Raw genomic sequence first — 17,045 nt, 5'->3', positions numbered from 1 at the left:
GGCCGATGTCTCTGGACGATGAACACAAGCGTCGCCGGCCGGTGCCGCCGGGTGATTCTGCGGACACGGACGGCCCGAACCGTCCCCGGATCGGCCGGCAACTGCTGATCTGGGTCGTGGCGATCGGCGCCGGGCTGGTCGGGCTGCTGCTCTACCAGAGCCTGAGCCGCCCGGCCGAGCGGAGGATCACCCCGGGCGAACTGCACGAACTGCTCAAGGCCGGGCAGGTGGCGCGCATGCGGATCGAGGGGGTGAAGGTGCACGGCGTCTGCAAGTCGCCGCCCGAAGCCCCGATGACGTTCTGGGTGGGGCTGACCCAGGGCTACATCGACGAGCACATGGACGACTGGGTCGCTGCGCTGCCCCAGGACGGGCTGGAGGTGAAGACGCCGGGCTTCATGCCCATGCTGCTGCTCCAGATCGCGCCGATCCTGTTGCTGTTCGTGCTGATGATCTACCTGTTCAACCGGCAGATGCGTGTGGCGAACCCTCGGGACGGCATCATGCCGTTCGTGGGCAGCAGCACCTCGCACGCCCGCAAGGAGAGGCCTCTGGTGACCTTTGACGACGTCGCCGGGGTCGACGAGGCGAAGGAGGAGGTGCAGGAGATCGTCGAGTTCCTGAAGAACCCTGAGAAGTTCCAGCGCGTGGGCGGCCGGATTCCGCGCGGCGTGCTGCTGGTGGGCGCGCCGGGCACGGGCAAGACGCTGCTGGCCAAGGCCATCGCTGGCGAGGCGGACGTGCCGTTCCTGAGCCTGTGCGGATCGGACTTCGTGGAGCTGTTCGTCGGCGTGGGCGCCGCGCGCGTTCGTGACCTGTTCCGCAAGGCGCGCCAGAGCCAGCCGTCGATCATCTTCCTGGACGAGATCGACGCGGTGGGGCGCAAGCGGGGTACCGGGCTGGGCGGCGGCCACGACGAACGCGAACAGACCCTGAACGCCATCCTGAGCGAGATGGACGGGTTCAGCCGCGATGAGGGCGTGATCGTCATCGCGGCCAGCAACCGGCCGGACGTGCTGGACCCGGCGCTGCTGCGGCCCGGGCGGTTCGACCGCGAGATCGTCGTGGACATGCCGGACCTGACCGGGCGGGAGGAGATACTGCAGGTCCACGGGCGCGCCGTGCGGCTGGCTCCGCAGGTGGCCCTGGGCGAGATCGCGCGCGGAACGCCCGGGTTCACCGGCGCCGACCTGGAGGCGCTCGTCAACGAGGCGGCCATCCAGGCCGCCTCGCGCGGCCGCGACGCCGTGACCATGGAGGAGTTGGAGGAGGCGCGCGACAAGGTGCGCTTCGGCCGCCAGAAGAAGCGCAGCCGCGTGATGACCGAGGAAGACCGCAAGATGACGGCCTACCATGAGGCCGGGCACGCCCTGGTGGCCCTGCTGGACCGCCACGTGGAGCCGCTCCACAAGGTGACGATCATCCCGCGCGGGATCGCCCTGGGCATGACGATGATCCTGCCCGAGAAGGACCGGTACGGGATGCGCTACCGCGAGTGCCTGGGCAACATCACGATGAGCATGGCGGGGCGCGTGGCCGAGGAGGCGTTCTGCGGCGACATCTCATCCGGGGCCGAGAACGACATACGCACCGCGACCGACCTGGCGCGCAAGATGGTCACGCAGTGGGGCATGAGCCCGGAACTCGGGCCGATCCGCTACTCGGACGACGAACAGCACGTCTTCCTGGGCAACGAGATCACCCGGGGCAAGATGCATAGCGACCGGATGGCGGAGAGCATCGACCAGGAGATCCGCGCCCTGCTGATGGGCTGCTACGAGAAGGCCCAGGCGCTGTGCCGGGAGCACGCGGGCGCGCTCGAGCGCATCGCCGAGGCCCTGCTCGAGCTGGAGACCCTGACGGGCGACGAGGTGGACCGCCTCTTCCGCGGCGCCACCGCGGCCGACCTGAGGGCCGAGCGAGCGGCCGAGGCCGAACAGAAGCCCGCCGTCGCCGGGCGGCGGGCGGCCGCGACCGACCGCGAGGAAGGGCCGGAGCCCGGCGGCCTGCCGCAGCCGGCCCGCAGCCCGGCCTGAACCGCAGGGTGTGTGATTCCATGCCCTTCCAGCCGGAGAGTTCCCGTAGATGACGCAGGACCCCACCGACACAGGCGAGGCGGCCGAGTGGTATGCGGACGGCCTGCGCTTCGAATGCACGCGCTGCAACCTCTGCTGCACGGGCGAGCCCGGGTTCGTGTGGGTGACCCGGAGCCGGATGGAGCGGATGGCCGAGTTCCTGTCGATGCCCGTGCGTGAGTTCGCGGCCCGGTACTGCCGGCGCGTCTGGTGGCGGGTGAGCCTGAAGGAGCGGGCCAACGGCGACTGCGTGTTCCTGACGCCGCAGGGCTGCAGCGTCTACCAGGAGCGCCCCGAGCAGTGCCGTTCGTTCCCGTTCTGGCACGACCTCCTGGCGAGCCCCACCGCCTGGAAGGTGGCGTGCAAGCGCTGCCCGGGCATGGGCACGGGACGGCTCTACCCGGTCCAGGAGATCCACCGTATCCGGGACAGCGAACGGGCGCTCTGAGGCCCGGCACGGGCCGCCGGCTTTTGGTTTGCGCGTGGCGCGCGGAGTCTGATAGGATGTTGTGCCGGTCGATGCGGGATGGGTGACGAGGCCGGTGTGACAGAGGCCCCTCAGACAGACGGTGGCCGGCCATGATTGCCGTGATCTCGGACGTGCATGCCAACGAGCCGGCTCTGAAGGCCGTTCTGCGCGAGATCGCCGACGCCGACCTGGTCTTCTGTGCGGGGGACATCGTCGGGTACGGCCCCAATCCGAATGAATGCTGCGACCTCATACAGAAGCACGGCATCCGGGCCGTTCAGGGCAACCACGACTTCGTCTGCGCCAACCTGGACCGGTTGGACGGGGTGTATCCGGACTTCCCGCGCGAGATGCAGGTGCTCTGCCGCGAGATGTTCGAGCAGAAGAACAGCGCGGCCCAGGCGGCCTCGGTCTGGACCAGCCGCGTGCTGACCGAGCCCAACAAGCAGTTCCTGCGCGGCCTGCCGCTCCAGATCGTCGACGAGGGGCTGGTGATGGTGCACGGAAAGCCCGGCACGACCGCCGACATGCTCAACGAGTACATGCTGCCCGGGGAGGTGCGAGAGGTGGCCAGCATGCGGCTGCCGGGGCGCATGCTGGTCGTCGGCCACAGCCACATCCCGATCCAGACCCCGCGCGTGGTCAATCCGGGAAGTGTCGGACAGCCGCGCGACCGCAACTGGCGGGCCAGCTTCGCGGTGCTCAAGGACGCCTGGTTCCGGTTCTCCTACATCGACGACCAGGACATGAGCTTCCGCATCGTGAGCCAGTTGACCGAGATCCGGCGCGTCCCCTACGACATCCGCACCACCATGGAACGCATCAAGGCCGAGCCCGACCTCCCGGATACGCTCGGAGAACGCCTTACGGTCGGCATGTAGGCCCTTCATCATCCACACTGGAACTGGAAGAGCATCCCGATGGCCGATACTGATGCGAGACAGAACGAGCTGGCCGAACTGATCGAGAAAGCCGAGGGCTACCTGAGCGACGCGGAGTTCCGCGAGGACATGGAGATGCGGCAGGTGCGCTACCTGCAGGCGATGACCACGCTGCTTCTGGCCAATGCCCGGCAGAACGAAGCCATGATCGAGCTTCTGCGGAAGGCGCAGGTGTAGTCGTGTGGCCGGGAGGAAGAACAGGGGCCGCCCGGGGTGGCCCCTGCGGAACTCCGGCCGGTCAGCGGGCCAGGGCCGGCACGGCTCCCTCCAGGATGGCCTGCGCCTCCTCGAGCCCCGCCTCCATCACGTAGGGGAGGCCGGAGACCTCGGCCGCCTCCCGCGTCAGTGCGACCAGGTCCCGTCGCCCGATCGCCGGCACGCTGAAGTTGCGGCTCCCCGCCATGAACTGCTGGAGCCCGGTGCGCAGCTTCTGCGCCAGGGTGTAGACGGCCACCGCGCCGAGCGGCAGCTCCGAGACCGCCTCGCCCACGAGGTCTTTGAGTTCGTCATAGCAGCAGAATATCTGCTCGACGGACGTCCCGTGTGCGGACACGTTCTTCGGCAGGTCGCCGGACCGGATCCACTCGCCGATGTTCTTCCCCACGAAGGCCGGCACCATGAAGGCGCGGCCCATGCAGACGGCCTTGACGTAGGGCGCGCCCATCGCCAGCACCTTGAAGATGTGGTCCTCGGCCGAGAGGCCGCCGCCGACGGCGACGTCGGGCACGGGCAGGCCCTGCGCCTCCAGCCGCCGGCAGAACCGGTAGCAGAGCGACTGCAGGTAGAAGGTGGGCACCCCCCACTCGTTCATCATGCGCCACGGGCTCATGCCCGTGCCGCCGGGGGCGCCGTCGACGGTCACCAGGTCGACCCCCGCGTCGGACGACCATCGCAGGGCCATCGCCAGCTCCCGAGCGCCGTAGGCGCCGGTCTTGAGCGTCACCCGCCGGGCGCCGAGTCCCCGCAGCCGCTCCACCTCGCGCAGGAAGCCCTCGGCGTCCACGAACCCGAGCCGGCTGTGCCGCTCGAAGGTCGTGATCTCGCCGTCGCGGTAGGCATCCTGCACGGGCGGCAGGGAGGGGTCCGGCGTGACCAGGTAGCCGCGCGACTGGAGCTGGAGGGCGCGCTGGAGCGAATCCACCTTGATCTCGCCGCCGATGCACTTGGCGCCCTGCCCCCACTTCAGCTCGATGGTCTCGACGCCCAGCTCGCCGAGGCAGTACTCGGCCACGCCCAGCCGCGTGTCCTCCACGTTGAGCTGCACGGCCAGGTCGCCGCGCCCCGTGTGCCAGCGGCGCCAGACGCCCACCCGCCGGCGCATCTCGGGCGACTCGGCCACCCGTCCGTCCGCGCCGACCTCCAGGCGCGGGTCCACGCCGCAGACGTTCTCGCCGCAGACGACCGTCATGCCCGTCAGGGCCGCTCCGGCCGCGATGGAGTCCCAGTTGGCCGCCGCCACGTCCGTGGAGCCCAGCGCACCGGTGAAGACCGGCAGGGACATCCTCACCGCGTGCCGCCGGCCGTAGGCCGTCTCGGTCGAGACGTTCGGGAAGATGCAGTCGTCCGAATCGGCCCGCAGGGCGCCTGTGAGGCCGTCGGCGCCGGAGGCGTAGCCCTGGATGTTCAGGTGCGAGTAGTCGACCGGGTAGTCCTTCTCGGCGGCGGCGGTCACCTGCCCGAACGGGCGGGGATAGAGCAGCTCCCGCCCCCGGAAGGATGCCTGAAACAGCTCGCAGTTCCCCCGGCATCCGTCGACGCACGTCGAGCAGATGCCGCTGCTGGGCGTCACGCTGCGGCTGCGGTTCGTGCCCTGCAGGGCACCGGACGCGTTGGGTCTCATCAGTGTCATCGTGGTGTAGGCCCTTTGTCAATAAGGGGTTAGCAAGGCAGGCACGCCCCGCGTGGGGTTCAAAGGGGCGGGGATGCAAGTGGCGTGCCACACCGCGTCGGTGCGGCAGAGTGTGCGAAAGAGGCGGTTCGGGCGCGGGAGGAGGCGCCCGGAGGCGGCCCGGAGGCGGCCCGGAGGTGGTCAGCACGTGCGCACGGTCAGTGGGTGACCACAATCGGGCCGCCCTGCGTGGGTGTCAGATGCGGTAGGCGCGGATGCGGTCGCGCAGGGTGTTGCGGCTGATGCCGAGTTCGCGGGCGGCGCGGGTCTGCACGCCCTCGTTGGCCTGGAGGACGGCGCGCACGACGGCCTCCTCAACGAACTCGATGGCGGCGCCCAGGACGTTGCCGGCGGTGGTGTGGCGGAGGTGGGCGATCAGGGGGCGGAGGGCCTCTCGCGGGTCGGTGGTGGCCATGGGGCGGGGGCGGCGGCGCGAGGTGCGCAGGGCGTCCGGGAGGAGGTCGGCGCCGATGGTGCCCGTCTGGCACAGGACGATGGCGCGCTCCATGCAGTTCTCGAGTTCGCGCACGTTGCCGGGCCAGTCGTAGGACATCAGCAGGTCGAGGGCTTCGCGGGACATGCGGTTGACCTGCTTGTCGTTCTGGCGGCTGAAGACGTCCATGAAGTGCTCGGTGAGGCGCGGGATGTCCTCGCGGCGTTCGCGCAGGGGGGGCAGGTGGATGGGGACGACGTTCAGGCGGTAGTAGAGGTCCTCGCGGAACTCGCCGTCGTCGACCTTCTGTGCCAGGTCGACGTTGGTGGCGCCGACGACGCGCACGTTGACCTTGACGGCCTCGGAGGAGCCGACGGGCTCGAACGTCTTCTCCTGCAGCACGCGCAGGAGGCGGACCTGGAGCTGATTGCTCATGCTGGCCACTTCGTCCAGGAAGATCGTGCCCCCGTCGGCCAGGGCGAAGCGGCCCGCGCGGTCGCGCACGGCGCCGGTGAACGAACCGCGCACGTGCCCGAACAGCTCCGATTCCAGCAGCGTGTCGGGCAGGGCGCCGCAGTTGACGGCCACGAAGGGCTTGTCCCGGCGCGGGCTGTTGTTGTGGATGATGTGGGCGATCAGCTCCTTTCCGGTGCCCGTCTCGCCCTGGATCAGGACGGTCGAGTTGCTGCGGGCGACGACGCGGGTCAGTGAGAGGGCTTCGCGCATCTTGGGCGAGGCGGCCACGATGCTGCCGACGGCGTAGCGGGATTCGGGGGCCGGCGGGCCGTCCGACTTCAGGAGTTCCTCCTTGTCGACGCCCACCATGCGGTGGATCTTGATGGCCTGGGCGATCATGGAGCCGACGATCTGGAGGAGGCGTTCGTCCTTGGACAGCGTCTCGGTGTCGATGAACTCGCGGTCGATGCTCAGGGCACCGATGACCTCCTGGCCGATGCTCAGCGGCACGCAGACGAACGAGACGGGCGGGCCGGTGCGGAGCTTGCCGCGCGCGCCCGTGCGGTCCAGGAATCGCGGGTCGTGGCGGATGTCCGGCACGACCACGGCGCGTCCGTCCTGGATGACCGTCCCCGTGATGCCTTCCCCGAGGCGATAGACGCCCTTGGCCATCTCGGCGTCGCTCAGGCCGTGGGCGGCCGCGATGCGAAACGTGCTGCTGGCGGCATCCTCGAGCACCAGTGTGCCCCGGTGCATGTCCAGCCCTGCGGCCAGGATCTGCATGATGCCGTCGAAGACGACGTTCAGGTCCAGGCTGCTGCCGAGGGCGAGGCTGATCTCGCGCAGCAGGCGCATCTCCAGGGCCTCGCGGCGGGTCCGGAGCGATTCGGGGTGGCCGTCGACGGACAGGAAGTAGTGGGGCACACCGACCGGGCTGGCCGGGCGGTCCTCGGCCTTGCGGATGGTCAGCCCGATGCCTTCCTCGCCGGTGCCGATCTCCAGCACGACCTGCGTGATGTGCATCAGCCGGGCCAGGAAGGCGGGGGAGTGGGCCTGCTTCTCGGCGATCCAGTAGGCGATGCTGCCCAGGTCGTAGAGCTTGGGGCAGAGGTAGCCGAAGAACTTCAGAAAGGCCTCCTCCCCCCACAGGTTGAACATCGCCGTCAGGCTGTCGAAGACGTACCAGGTCCCCTCGCCCGTGCTGTCGGTCAGGCGGTCGATGACGTTGCTGACCCCCTCGGTGTCCGCCGGCCGCGGCACGTGCGAGACGGCGGCGCCCGCCTCGGGGGAACGGTAGAAGTCGGCGAAAAACTCGTTGTCCTTGCCGAAACCCGACGTGAAGGCGTCCAGCAGGTGGAGGCGGGGCCGCAACTCCTCGGTCACGTACCGGTTGATCACCGACTGCGGCGAGTGCGTGAAGCTGACGAACAGGACGCCGTGGTCCGTCTGCGCGGCCGTCTTCAGGAAGCTCCGGGTGAAGAACTCGACCGGCGCGCCCGAATCGGCCTCCCACACAACGTTGTCGCCGGCCTTCAGGCCGCCCAGAAGGGCATCCAGGTAGTCGATTCCCGTGCTGAACGTCCGAGGGTGCATCAGAGGCCCCCGCCTGCGCGTGACCGTTGCTGGGCGCCGGCGGTCGCCGGCACCGCCCGCATTCTACAACGCGCTTCCGAAGCGGTCAACAGTTGAGCATCTGGTGTGCGGCTGAACATGCGGAGGCGGTGGGGGTGGGCGGCTGTTCGACACTTCTTCTACGGGCTGGCAGCACCAGCCGGGCGGACGCGGGCGGCGGACGCCGGGCCGGCGCGCCATGGCACGCACTTTGCATCCAAGGGGACATCGGCTATCCTTGAAGGCGGGGCGGGAAGGCGTTCACATGCGGACCACGATGACCCAGACCGGACGGACGGGGCCGCGCGAGGAGTGCGGCGTCGTCGGCCTGTACGGCGTGCCGGCGGCGGCGCGCAGCGCCTACCTGGGTCTGTATGCGCTGCAGCACCGCGGGCAGGAGTCGGCCGGCGTGGTCGCCTCCGACGGCCGCGAGATCCGGAGCGCCAAGGGGCTCGGCCTGCTGAGCGAGGCGATCCGGCCGGAGACGCCGGGCCGGCTGCCCGGCCACGTCGCGGTCGGGCACGTGCGCTACTCCACCACCGGCGACCTGCGCGTACAGAACATCCAGCCGCTGGTGATCGAGTACTGCGACGGCCTGATGGCCATTGCCCACAACGGGAACCTGACGAACGCGCGCAGCCTGCGCGGCCAGTACGAGGCGCGGGGGTCGATCTTCCAGACGTCGACCGACAGCGAGGTGTTCGCGCATCTGCTGGCCGACCCCGCCCAGCGGGGCTGCGAGGACCCGATGGCGGCGGCCTGCCGGCGCGTGCACGGCGCGTATTCGCTGGTGATGATGACGGTCGACGCGCTGGTGGCCGTGCGGGACCCGTTCGGCTTCCGGCCGCTGTCCCTGGGCACGCTCGACGGCGGGCACGTGGTGGCCAGCGAGACGTGCGCGTTCGACCTGCTGGGCGCGAAGTTCGTTCGGGACGTGGAGCCCGGCGAGATCGTGACGATCGACGGCGCGGGCGTGCGCTCCCGCCGGTTCGCCGAAGGGCACTGCCGCGCGCAATGCGTGTTCGAGCACATCTACTTTGCGCGGCCCGACAGCACGGTGTTCGGCCGGAACGTCCATGCCGTGCGCGTGCGGCTGGGCGAGAACCTGGCCGAGAGCGCGCCGGCGGACGGCGACGTCGTGTTCGCCGTGCCGGACTCGGGCAACTCGGCGGCGTTCGGATACTCGCAGCGTTCCGGCATCCCGCTCGGCGTGGGGTTCGTGCGCAACCACTACGTGGGGCGCACGTTCATCGCCCCCTCGACGGCCGCGCGCGTCAACGGCGTGAAGATCAAGCTCAACGCCGTCCGCGAGGTCGTCCGGGGCCGGCGGGTGGTCGTCGTGGACGACTCGATCGTGCGCGGGACGACCAGCAAGGCACGGATGGCGTCGTTGCGCGAGGCCGGCGCCCGGGAGATCCACCTGCGCATCAGCGCGCCCCCGATCCGCTTCCCGTGCCACTACGGGATCGACTTCCAGAGCGCCGACGAACTGATCGCCGCGTCGCGCTCCCCCGAGGAGATCGCGGAGTTCATCGGGGTCGATTCGCTTGGCTACCAGACCATCGACGGTATGATGGCGGCCGTCGGTGGCGACGGGGCCGGTTACTGCCGTGCCTGCTTCACGGGCGAGTACCCCGTCCCGCCCGAGCAGGGCATGGGCAAGCATGCCCTGCAGAGGCAGCGGGCCTTCTGAGCCCGCAGAATACTCACTCACCCAGCCATGACTCGCAGCCGGACGAACCAGGAGAACCGTGCATACGGCTCAAGGAGGCCGACGACGATGGATGTGAAGACCAAGGATGACGTTCTGAAGGCGGTACGGGACCACAAGGTGCGCTTCGTCCGCCTGTGGTTCACGGACGTGCTCGGCATGCTCAAGAGCGTGGCCATCACGGCCGAGGAACTCGAGGGGGCCCTGGAGGAAGGCAAGGGCTTCGACGGGTCGTCCATCGAGGGGTTCGCGCGCATCGAAGAGAGCGACGTGATCGCGATGCCCGATCCCTCCACGTTCATGGTGCTGCCGTGGCGCACCGACGAAGGCAGCGGCGTCGCCCGCATGTTCTGCGATGTGCTGAACCCGGACGGCACCTCCTACCCCGGCGACCCGCGCGCCGCACTGAAGCGCAACCTGAAGGAGGCGGCCGACATGGGCTACTCCTTCCTGGTGGGCCCCGAGCTGGAGTACTTCTACTTCAAGGACGCCGTGGGCATGGAGCTGCTCGACGCCGGCGGCTACTTCGACCTGACCCCCCTGGACGTGGCCAGCGGGCTGCGCATGAGCACCGTCCACATGCTCGAACAGCTCGGCATCGTGGTCGAGTGCAGCCACCACGAGGTGGCCCCCAGCCAGCACGAGATCGACCTGCACTACGACGACGCCCTCCGGATGGCCGATGCGTCGATGACCTACCGCCTCGTCGTCAAGGAGGTGGCGATGAAGCACGGCGTCTACGCCACCTTCATGCCGAAGCCGCTGTTCGGTGAGAACGGCAGCGGGATGCACGTGCATCAGTCCCTGTTCAAGGACGGCGAGAACGCGTTCTTCGACGCGTCCGACGAGTACAACCTCTCGTCAGTCGCCCGCGCCTACATCGCCGGGCTGCTGAAGCACGCGCGCGAGATCTGCTCGGTCGTGGCGCAGTGGGTCAACAGCTACAAGCGGCTGGTCCCCGGCTACGAGGCGCCCGTCTACGTCTCCTGGGCGCGTCGGAACCGCTCCGCGCTCGTGCGGGTGCCCACGTATAAGGTGGGCAAGGCCCAGGCCATGCGGGCCGAGTTCCGCTGTCCCGACCCCGCCTGCAATCCCTACCTGGCCTTCTCGGTCATGCTGGCCGCCGGGCTCAAGGGCATCCGTGAGGGCTACGAACTGGCCCCCGCCGTGGAGGACGACATCTTCGAGATGGCCCCGAAGGACCGGACCGCCAACGGCATCTCGTCGCTGCCCGGCAGCCTGGACGAGGCCGTCGCCGAGACGGAGAAGAGCGAGCTGGTCCGCCAGGCCCTGGGCGATCACATCTTCGAGAAGTTCATCGCCAACAAGAAGCTCGAGTGGGACAGCTACCGCAGCCACGTGAGCCGGTTCGAGCAGCAGAAGTACCTGCCGATCCTCTGACGAACGGACCGCATGGCGTGTCGGCCCGCCCGGCGCCGCCCCGGCCGGGCGGCCGGCCCGCCGCACCGCGTGCGCCGGGCCGTCGCGCAATCCGGGGGGCGCCTGTCGATGAAGGGCGTGCTGGCGCTGGAAGACGGGCGGGTGTTCGAGGGCGTTGCCTTCGGCGCCGGCGGTGTGCGCGAGGGCGAGATCGTCTTCAACACCACCATGACCGGCTACCAGGAGGTCCTGACCGATCCGTCCTACAACGGCCAGATCGTCGCCATGACCTACCCCCTGATCGGTAACTATGGCACCAACGAGCAGGACGTCGAGTCCGACCGGCCGCAGGTCGAGGGCTTCGTGGTGCGCCAGTACTGCCCGTTCCCGTCCAACTTCGCCTCCCGATGGCCGCTGGCCGACTACCTGGCCGCGAACGGCGTGGTCGCGGTGACCGAGGTCGACACCCGTGCCCTGACCCGCCACGTGCGGGACCGGGGCGCCATGCGGGCCGTCATCGCGGCCGGCGACGATCACCCGCCCGAGGCGCTCGTGGAACGGGCGCGGGCCGGCCGGGGACTGGTCGGGGTGGACCTCGTGCGCAACGTCACGTGCCCCGAGCCCTACGTCTACGCCGACCCCGGAGGGGACGCCCTGCACGCGGTCGTCCTGGACTTCGGCGTCAAGCGCAGCATCCTGCGCTGCCTGGCGGCCATGGGGATGAAGGTCACCGTCGTCCCCGCCCGCACCACGGCCGCAGAGGTCCTGGCGCTGCGGCCGGACGGCGTGCTGCTGTCCAACGGCCCCGGCGACCCGGAGGGCGTCCCGTACGCCGTCCGGACGACCCGCGAACTCATCGGCCGCACGCCGCTGTTCGGCATCTGCCTGGGACACGAGTTCATCGGCCTGGCACTCGGCGGCGTCATGCGCAAGCTCAAGTTCGGCCACCGCGGCGCCAACCACCCCGTCCGGGAACTGGCCACCGGCCGGGTCTGCATCACCTGTCAGAACCACGGCTTCAACCTGGAGGCCGACTCGTTCGACGACGCCGAGGTGGAGGTCACGCACCTGAACCTGAACGACATGACGGCGGCCGGGCTGCGGCACCGCTCCCTGCCGGTCGCCTCCGTGCAGTACCACCCGGAGGCGTCCGCCGGTCCGCACGATGCACGCTACCTGTTCGGCCGATTCGAGGAGATGATGCGCAGTGAACGCAACCGCGCCGCCCATGCGTGAGGCCGTCGCCATCATCGACTTCGGCTCGCAGTATACGCAACTGATCGCCCGCCGCGTGCGCAGCCTGGGCGTCTACTGCGAGATACTGCCCCACTCGGTCTCCGGCGCCGATCTGGCGGCGCGCGCCCCGCAGGCGGTCATCCTGTCGGGCGGTCCCGCGTCGGTGCTGGACGTTGGGGCGCCGTCCCTGGACGAGACCGTGCTCGATCTGGGCGTGCCGGTGCTGGGCATCTGCTACGGCATGCAACTGCTGGCGAAGCTGCTGGGCGGCGGCGTGCAGAGGGCGGCATCCTGTGAATACGGCCCCGTGAGGCTCTGCGTGGACGCCGCCGAGGGGCACCTGGCCGGCTGCCCGCCCGCCATGGACGTCTGGGCCAGCCACGGCGACCAGGTGATCGCGCTGCCGGCCGGCTTCCGTGCGCTCGCGCATACCGACAGTTGCCGGATCGCCGCCATGGCGGACCCGGCGCGCGGGCTCTTCGGCGTCCAGTTCCATCCGGAGGTCGTCCACACGCCGCAGGGCGCGGAGGTGTTTCGGGCCTTCCTGTTCGGCGTGGCCGGATGCACCGGGGGCTGGACGATGGCCGGGTTCGTCGAGGAAGCGGTGGGCGCGATCCGGCGGCAGGTCGGCGGCGACCGCGTGCTTTGTGCGCTCTCCGGCGGGGTGGACTCCACCGTCGTGGCCGCGCTGCTCGACCGCGCCGTGGGCGAGCGCTGTGTCTGCGTGTTCGTCGACAACGGGCTGCTGCGCGAGGGGGAGGCCGATGCCATCTCCCGGTTCTTCCGGGAGGAGCATCCGGTCAACTTCCGCCGGGTGGACGCGGCGGCCGAGTTCCTGGAGGCCCTCCGGGGGGTGACGGCTCCCGAGGAGAAGCGCAAGCTCATCGGGGACCGGTTCATACGCGTCTTCCGGAGGGAGGCCGCCCGCCTCGGCCCGGTTCGCTTCCTGGCCCAGGGGACGCTGTATCCGGACGTCATCGAGAGCTGCTCGGCGTCCGGGGGCCTGTCGGCGACGATCAAGAGCCACCACAACGTCGGCGGCCTGCCGGCCGAGCTGGGTTTCGAGCTGATCGAGCCGCTGCGCGAGCTGTTCAAGGACGAGGTCCGCCTGCTGGGGCGCGAACTCGGGCTGCCGGACTCCGTGCTCACGCGGCAGCCGTTCCCGGGGCCGGGCCTGGCGGTGCGCGTCCTGGGCGAGGTCACGCCGGAGGCCCTGCGGATACTGCGCGAGGCCGACCTGCGCGTGCAGGAGGAACTGGAGCGCTGGCCGGGCCACGGGGACGTCTGGCAGTCCTTCGCCGTGCTGCTGCCGGTGAAGACGGTGGGCGTGATGGGCGACGAACGCACCTACGCGAACGTCGTCGCGCTGCGCGTGGTCAGCAGCCTGGACGGGATGACGTCGGACTGGGTGCGCGTGCCCTATGACGTTCTCGAACGCGTCTCGACGCGGATCATCAACGAGGTGCGTGGCGTCAACCGCGTCGTGTACGACGTCAGCTCCAAGCCGCCCAGCACGATCGAATGGGAGTAGCCGGGCCGCCGGCCGGGAACGCCATGCCGAAGCGAACGGACATCCGCAAGATACTCATCATCGGCTCCGGCCCGATCGTCATCGGGCAGGCGTGCGAGTTCGACTACTCGGGCACGCAGGCCTGCAAGGCGATCCGCGAAGAGGGCTACGAGATCGTCCTGCTGAACTCCAACCCGGCCACGATCATGACCGACCCCTCGGTGGCCGACCGCACCTACGTCGAGCCCGTCACGGTGCAGGCCCTCCGGGCCATCATCGAGCGGGAGCGGCCGGATGCGCTGCTGGCGACGCTCGGCGGGCAGACGGCGCTGAACACGGCCGTGCAGGCATGGGAGGCCGGCGTGCTGCAGGAGTTCGGCGTGGAGATGATCGGGGCGGACTACGACGCGATCAAGCGGGCCGAGGACCGCGACCTGTTCCGCACCGCGCTGCAGGAGATCGGCATCGATCTGCCGCGGAGCCGGGCGGTCTACAGCCTGGCCGAGGCGCAGGAGGCGGCCGCCGGGATCGGCTTCCCGCTGGTCGTCCGGCCCAGCTTCACGCTGGGCGGCACCGGCGGCGGCATCGCCTACAACCACGAGGAGTTCAAACGCGCCGCCGAGTTCGGGCTCGAAGCCAGCATGGTGGGGGAGGTCCTCATCGAGGAGTCCGTCATCGGCTGGAAGGAGTTCGAACTGGAGGTGATGCGCGACCGCCGGGACAACGCGGTCATCATCTGCTCGATCGAGAACGTCGACCCGATGGGCGTGCACACGGGCGACTCGATCACCGTCGCCCCCGCCCAGACCCTGACCGACCGCCAGTATCAGGAGATGCGCAACGCCGCCATCGCCATCATCCGCAAGGTGGGAGTCGAGACCGGCGGCGCGAACGTGCAGTTCGCCGTCGACCCCCGCACCGGCCGCATGGTGGCGATCGAGATGAACCCCCGCGTCTCGCGTTCGTCCGCGCTGGCCAGCAAGGCCACCGGGTTCCCGATCGCCCGGCTGGCCGCGAAACTGGCCGTCGGGTACACGCTGGACGAGATTCCCAACGACATCACGCGCGAGACGCCCGCCTGCTTCGAGCCGAGCATCGACTACTGCGTCGTGAAGATCCCGCGGTTCGCGTTCGAGAAGTTCCCCGGGGCCGACGACACCCTGCACATCTCCATGAAGAGCGTCGGCGAGGCGATGGCGATCGGCCGCACCTTCACCGAGGCCCTGCAGAAGGGGCTGCGCTCCCTGGAGACAGGGGCGGCCGGCCTGCACGCGGACGGAGAGGTCCCGAGCGACCCCGAGCAACTGCGCGCTTTACTCGTCCGCCCGAACCCGAAGCGGCTCCTCTGCCTGGCCCATGCCTTCCGGGCGGGGATGGGCGTCGAGGAGGCGGCGGAACGGACGCAGATCGACCCGTGGTTCCTGCACCAGGTCCGCCGGATCGTCGACCAGGAGCGTGAACTGGCCGAATGCGGGTCCGTCGGCGGCCTGGACCGCGCCCTGCTGCGGAGCGCCAAGCGCAACGGGTTCTCGGACCGCCGCATCGCCGAGCTGACTCACTCCGAGGAGGCCGCCGTGCGCGCCCGGCGGCTCGACGACGGCCTCGCGGCCGTCTACAAGCTGGTGGATACCTGTGCCGCCGAGTTCGAGGCCCGCACGCCGTACTTCTACTCGACCTACGAGGACGAGGACGAGAGCCGCCCCGGCGACCGGCCGGCCGTCCTGATCATCGGCGGCGGCCCCAACCGCATCGGCCAGGGCATCGAGTTCGACTACTGCTGCGTCCACGCCGCCCTGGCCCTGCGGGACCTGGGCTACGACGCCGTCATGGTCAACTCGAACCCCGAGACGGTCTCCACCGACTACGACACGGCCACGCGCCTCTACTTCGAGCCGCTGACGCTGGAAGACCTGCTGAACATCGTCGATCGCGAGCGGCCGCAGGGCGTCATCGTTCAGCTCGGCGGTCAGACGCCGTTGAACCTGGCCGTTCCGCTGGCGCGGGCCGGCGTGCGGATCCTGGGCACATCGCACGAGGCCATCGACCGGGCGGAGGATCGGGAACTCTTCCGGGAACTGGTCCGGAAACTGGGCCTCCGCCAGCCGCCCAGCGACATGGCGGCCGGCTACGAGGAGGCGCTGGCCGTCGCGCGCCGGCTCGGCTACCCCGTGCTCGTGCGGCCGTCCTACGTCCTGGGCGGGCGGGCCATGGTCATCGCGTGGGCGGAGGAGCAGCTCGAGAAGATCGTGGCCGACGCCCTGGCGGCGGCGCCCGGGCACCCCGTGCTGATCGACAAGTTCCTGGACGACGCCACGGAGGTCGACGTGGACGCCGTGGCGGACGGCACGGACGTGATCGTGGCCGGCGTCATGGAGCACATCGAGGCCGCCGGCATCCACAGCGGCGACAGCGCCATGGTGCTGCCCCCGCACTCGCTGCCGGACGGGATCGTCGCCGAGATCAAGGACCAGACGCGCCGGCTCGCGCTCGAACTCAACGTCGTGGGCCTGATGAACGTGCAGTACGCCGTCTGCAAAGGGATCGTCCACATCCTGGAGATCAACCCCCGGGCCTCCCGTACGGTGCCGTTCGTCTCGAAGGCGACGGGCATGCCCCTTGCGCGCATCGCCACGCAGGTCATGGCCGGGCGTACCCTGCGCGAGCTGGGCGTGACGGCCGACCCCCGGCCGCGCTGCCGCTCGGTCAAGGAGTCGGTCCTGCCCTTCGCGCGGTTCCCGTCCGTGGACCCGATCCTGGGCCCCGAGATGAAGTCGACCGGCGAGGTCATGGGCATCGACACGTCCTTCCCCCTGGCGTTCGCCAAGTCGCAGATGGCCGCCGGCCAGCCGCTGCCGCATGCGGGAAACGTCTTCATCAGCGTGAAGGACGCCGACAAGGACCGCATCGTCCCGGTCGCACGCCTTCTGCGTTCGGCGGGGCTGGCGGTGCTGGCCACGGAGGGCACCGCGGCCCGGCTGGAGGCGGCCGGCGTGCCCGCGGAGGTGGTGCCCAAGCTGGCGGAGCAGCGCCGCCCCGGCATCCTGGACCGTATCAGGAGCGGCGAGGTGCAGTTGCTCGTCAACACCCCCAGCGGCCCGATCCCCCGCGCGGACGAGGTGACGATCCGCGCGGCGGCGGTGACCTACGGCCTGCCGCTGCTCACCACCATTGCGGCGGCGCAGGCGGCCGCCGAGGCCATCCGGGCGCTCAAGGAGGGGGAGTTCCGCGTGCGCTGCCTGCAGGAACTCCACGACCTTGCCGCGGGCTGAACGGCCGCCCATCGGGGAGGCGGCCCGTCCGCGCACGCACCGGCCCCGCCCCCCGGGCGAGGACGC

Annotated in this window: 11 protein-coding genes; 9 read left to right on the top strand and 2 right to left on the bottom strand. The window is 70.0% G+C overall.

The features are described from left to right. Window positions 1–5 precede the first annotated feature (5 nt). The 4 genes from hflB (at window position 6) to GXY85_12495 (ending at window position 3,662) form a co-directional block, all read left to right on the top strand. A complete protein-coding gene (gene hflB / locus GXY85_12510; GenBank protein ID NLW51645.1) occupies window positions 6–2,036 on the top strand; it encodes an ATP-dependent zinc metalloprotease FtsH in 2,031 nt (676 codons plus the stop codon). A gap of 49 nt (window positions 2,037–2,085) precedes the next feature. After that, window positions 2,086–2,523 carry a YkgJ family cysteine cluster protein gene (locus tag GXY85_12505; protein ID NLW51644.1) on the top strand — a complete coding sequence of 146 codons (438 nt, stop codon included), beginning with the start codon at window positions 2,086–2,088 and terminating at the stop codon, window positions 2,521–2,523. A gap of 131 nt (window positions 2,524–2,654) precedes the next feature. Next, window positions 2,655–3,425 (top strand): metallophosphoesterase family protein, encoded by a 771-nt coding sequence (locus GXY85_12500; GenBank protein NLW51643.1) that lies wholly within the window; start codon window positions 2,655–2,657, stop codon window positions 3,423–3,425. A gap of 39 nt (window positions 3,426–3,464) precedes the next feature. Next, window positions 3,465–3,662 carry a hypothetical protein gene (locus GXY85_12495; protein ID NLW51642.1) on the top strand — a complete coding sequence of 66 codons (198 nt, stop codon included), beginning with the start codon at window positions 3,465–3,467 and terminating at the stop codon, window positions 3,660–3,662. 61 nt (window positions 3,663–3,723) lie between these two features. Here the strand turns inward: GXY85_12495 and GXY85_12490 are convergent, their stop codons facing one another. Together GXY85_12490 and GXY85_12485 are read right to left on the bottom strand one after the other, a co-directional pair. Beyond that, complete coding sequence (locus tag GXY85_12490; protein ID NLW51641.1) at window positions 3,724–5,334, bottom strand: FMN-binding glutamate synthase family protein; 1,611 nt, start codon at window positions 5,332–5,334, stop codon at window positions 3,724–3,726. 235 nt (window positions 5,335–5,569) lie between these two features. Beyond that, entirely contained in the window at window positions 5,570–7,855 is a 2,286-nt protein-coding gene (locus GXY85_12485) for a sigma 54-interacting transcriptional regulator (protein NLW51640.1), read from the bottom strand. 295 nt (window positions 7,856–8,150) lie between these two features. On the opposite strand from GXY85_12485, the gene GXY85_12480 reads away from it, so the two are divergent. The 5 genes from GXY85_12480 (at window position 8,151) to carB (ending at window position 16,979) form a co-directional block, all read left to right on the top strand. Next, the gene (locus GXY85_12480; protein ID NLW51639.1) at window positions 8,151–9,566 is read left to right on the top strand and encodes an amidophosphoribosyltransferase; all 1,416 of its coding nucleotides are present in this window, start codon (window positions 8,151–8,153) and stop codon (window positions 9,564–9,566) included. A gap of 87 nt (window positions 9,567–9,653) precedes the next feature. Next, on the top strand, window positions 9,654–10,985 hold the full coding sequence (locus GXY85_12475; GenBank protein ID NLW51638.1) for a glutamine synthetase: 1,332 nt from the start codon (window positions 9,654–9,656) through the stop codon (window positions 10,983–10,985). Window positions 10,986–11,093: 108 nt separating this feature from the next. Next, window positions 11,094–12,200, top strand: coding sequence for a glutamine-hydrolyzing carbamoyl-phosphate synthase small subunit (gene carA, locus GXY85_12470; GenBank protein ID NLW51637.1), 1,107 nt, complete (start codon window positions 11,094–11,096; stop codon window positions 12,198–12,200). Continuing rightward, entirely contained in the window at window positions 12,193–13,731 is a 1,539-nt protein-coding gene (guaA, locus tag GXY85_12465) for a glutamine-hydrolyzing GMP synthase (GenBank protein ID NLW51636.1), read from the top strand. The genes carA and guaA overlap by 8 nt, the downstream gene beginning before the upstream one ends. A 23-nt stretch (window positions 13,732–13,754) precedes the next feature. Further along, on the top strand, window positions 13,755–16,979 hold the full coding sequence (carB, locus tag GXY85_12460; protein ID NLW51635.1) for a carbamoyl-phosphate synthase large subunit: 3,225 nt from the start codon (window positions 13,755–13,757) through the stop codon (window positions 16,977–16,979). Window positions 16,980–17,045: the final 66 nt, after the last annotated feature.

The organism is Candidatus Brocadiaceae bacterium (genome assembly GCA_012728835.1).
In the GTDB taxonomy this organism is placed as follows: domain Bacteria; phylum Planctomycetota; class Brocadiia; order SM23-32; family SM23-32; genus JAAYEJ01.
The sequence above is the reverse complement of the archived record's forward strand: the minus strand, read 5'-3'. Positions and strand labels throughout refer to the sequence as shown.

What these genes read in the sequence shown, in the direction of transcription:
- hflB (NLW51645.1), top strand. Translation starts at nt 6, where the DNA reads ATGTCTCTGGACGATGAACACAAGCGTCGCCGGCCGGTGCCGCCGGGT.
- GXY85_12505 (NLW51644.1), top strand. Translation starts at nt 2,086, where the DNA reads ATGACGCAGGACCCCACCGACACAGGCGAGGCGGCCGAGTGGTATGCG.
- GXY85_12500 (NLW51643.1), top strand. Translation starts at nt 2,655, where the DNA reads ATGATTGCCGTGATCTCGGACGTGCATGCCAACGAGCCGGCTCTGAAG.
- GXY85_12495 (NLW51642.1), top strand. Translation starts at nt 3,465, where the DNA reads ATGGCCGATACTGATGCGAGACAGAACGAGCTGGCCGAACTGATCGAG.
- GXY85_12490 (NLW51641.1), bottom strand. Translation starts at nt 5,334, where the DNA reads ATGACACTGATGAGACCCAACGCGTCCGGTGCCCTGCAGGGCACGAAC.
- GXY85_12485 (NLW51640.1), bottom strand. Translation starts at nt 7,855, where the DNA reads ATGCACCCTCGGACGTTCAGCACGGGAATCGACTACCTGGATGCCCTT.
- GXY85_12480 (NLW51639.1), top strand. Translation starts at nt 8,151, where the DNA reads ATGACCCAGACCGGACGGACGGGGCCGCGCGAGGAGTGCGGCGTCGTC.
- GXY85_12475 (NLW51638.1), top strand. Translation starts at nt 9,654, where the DNA reads ATGGATGTGAAGACCAAGGATGACGTTCTGAAGGCGGTACGGGACCAC.
- carA (NLW51637.1), top strand. Translation starts at nt 11,094, where the DNA reads ATGAAGGGCGTGCTGGCGCTGGAAGACGGGCGGGTGTTCGAGGGCGTT.
- guaA (NLW51636.1), top strand. Translation starts at nt 12,193, where the DNA reads ATGCGTGAGGCCGTCGCCATCATCGACTTCGGCTCGCAGTATACGCAA.
- carB (NLW51635.1), top strand. Translation starts at nt 13,755, where the DNA reads ATGCCGAAGCGAACGGACATCCGCAAGATACTCATCATCGGCTCCGGC.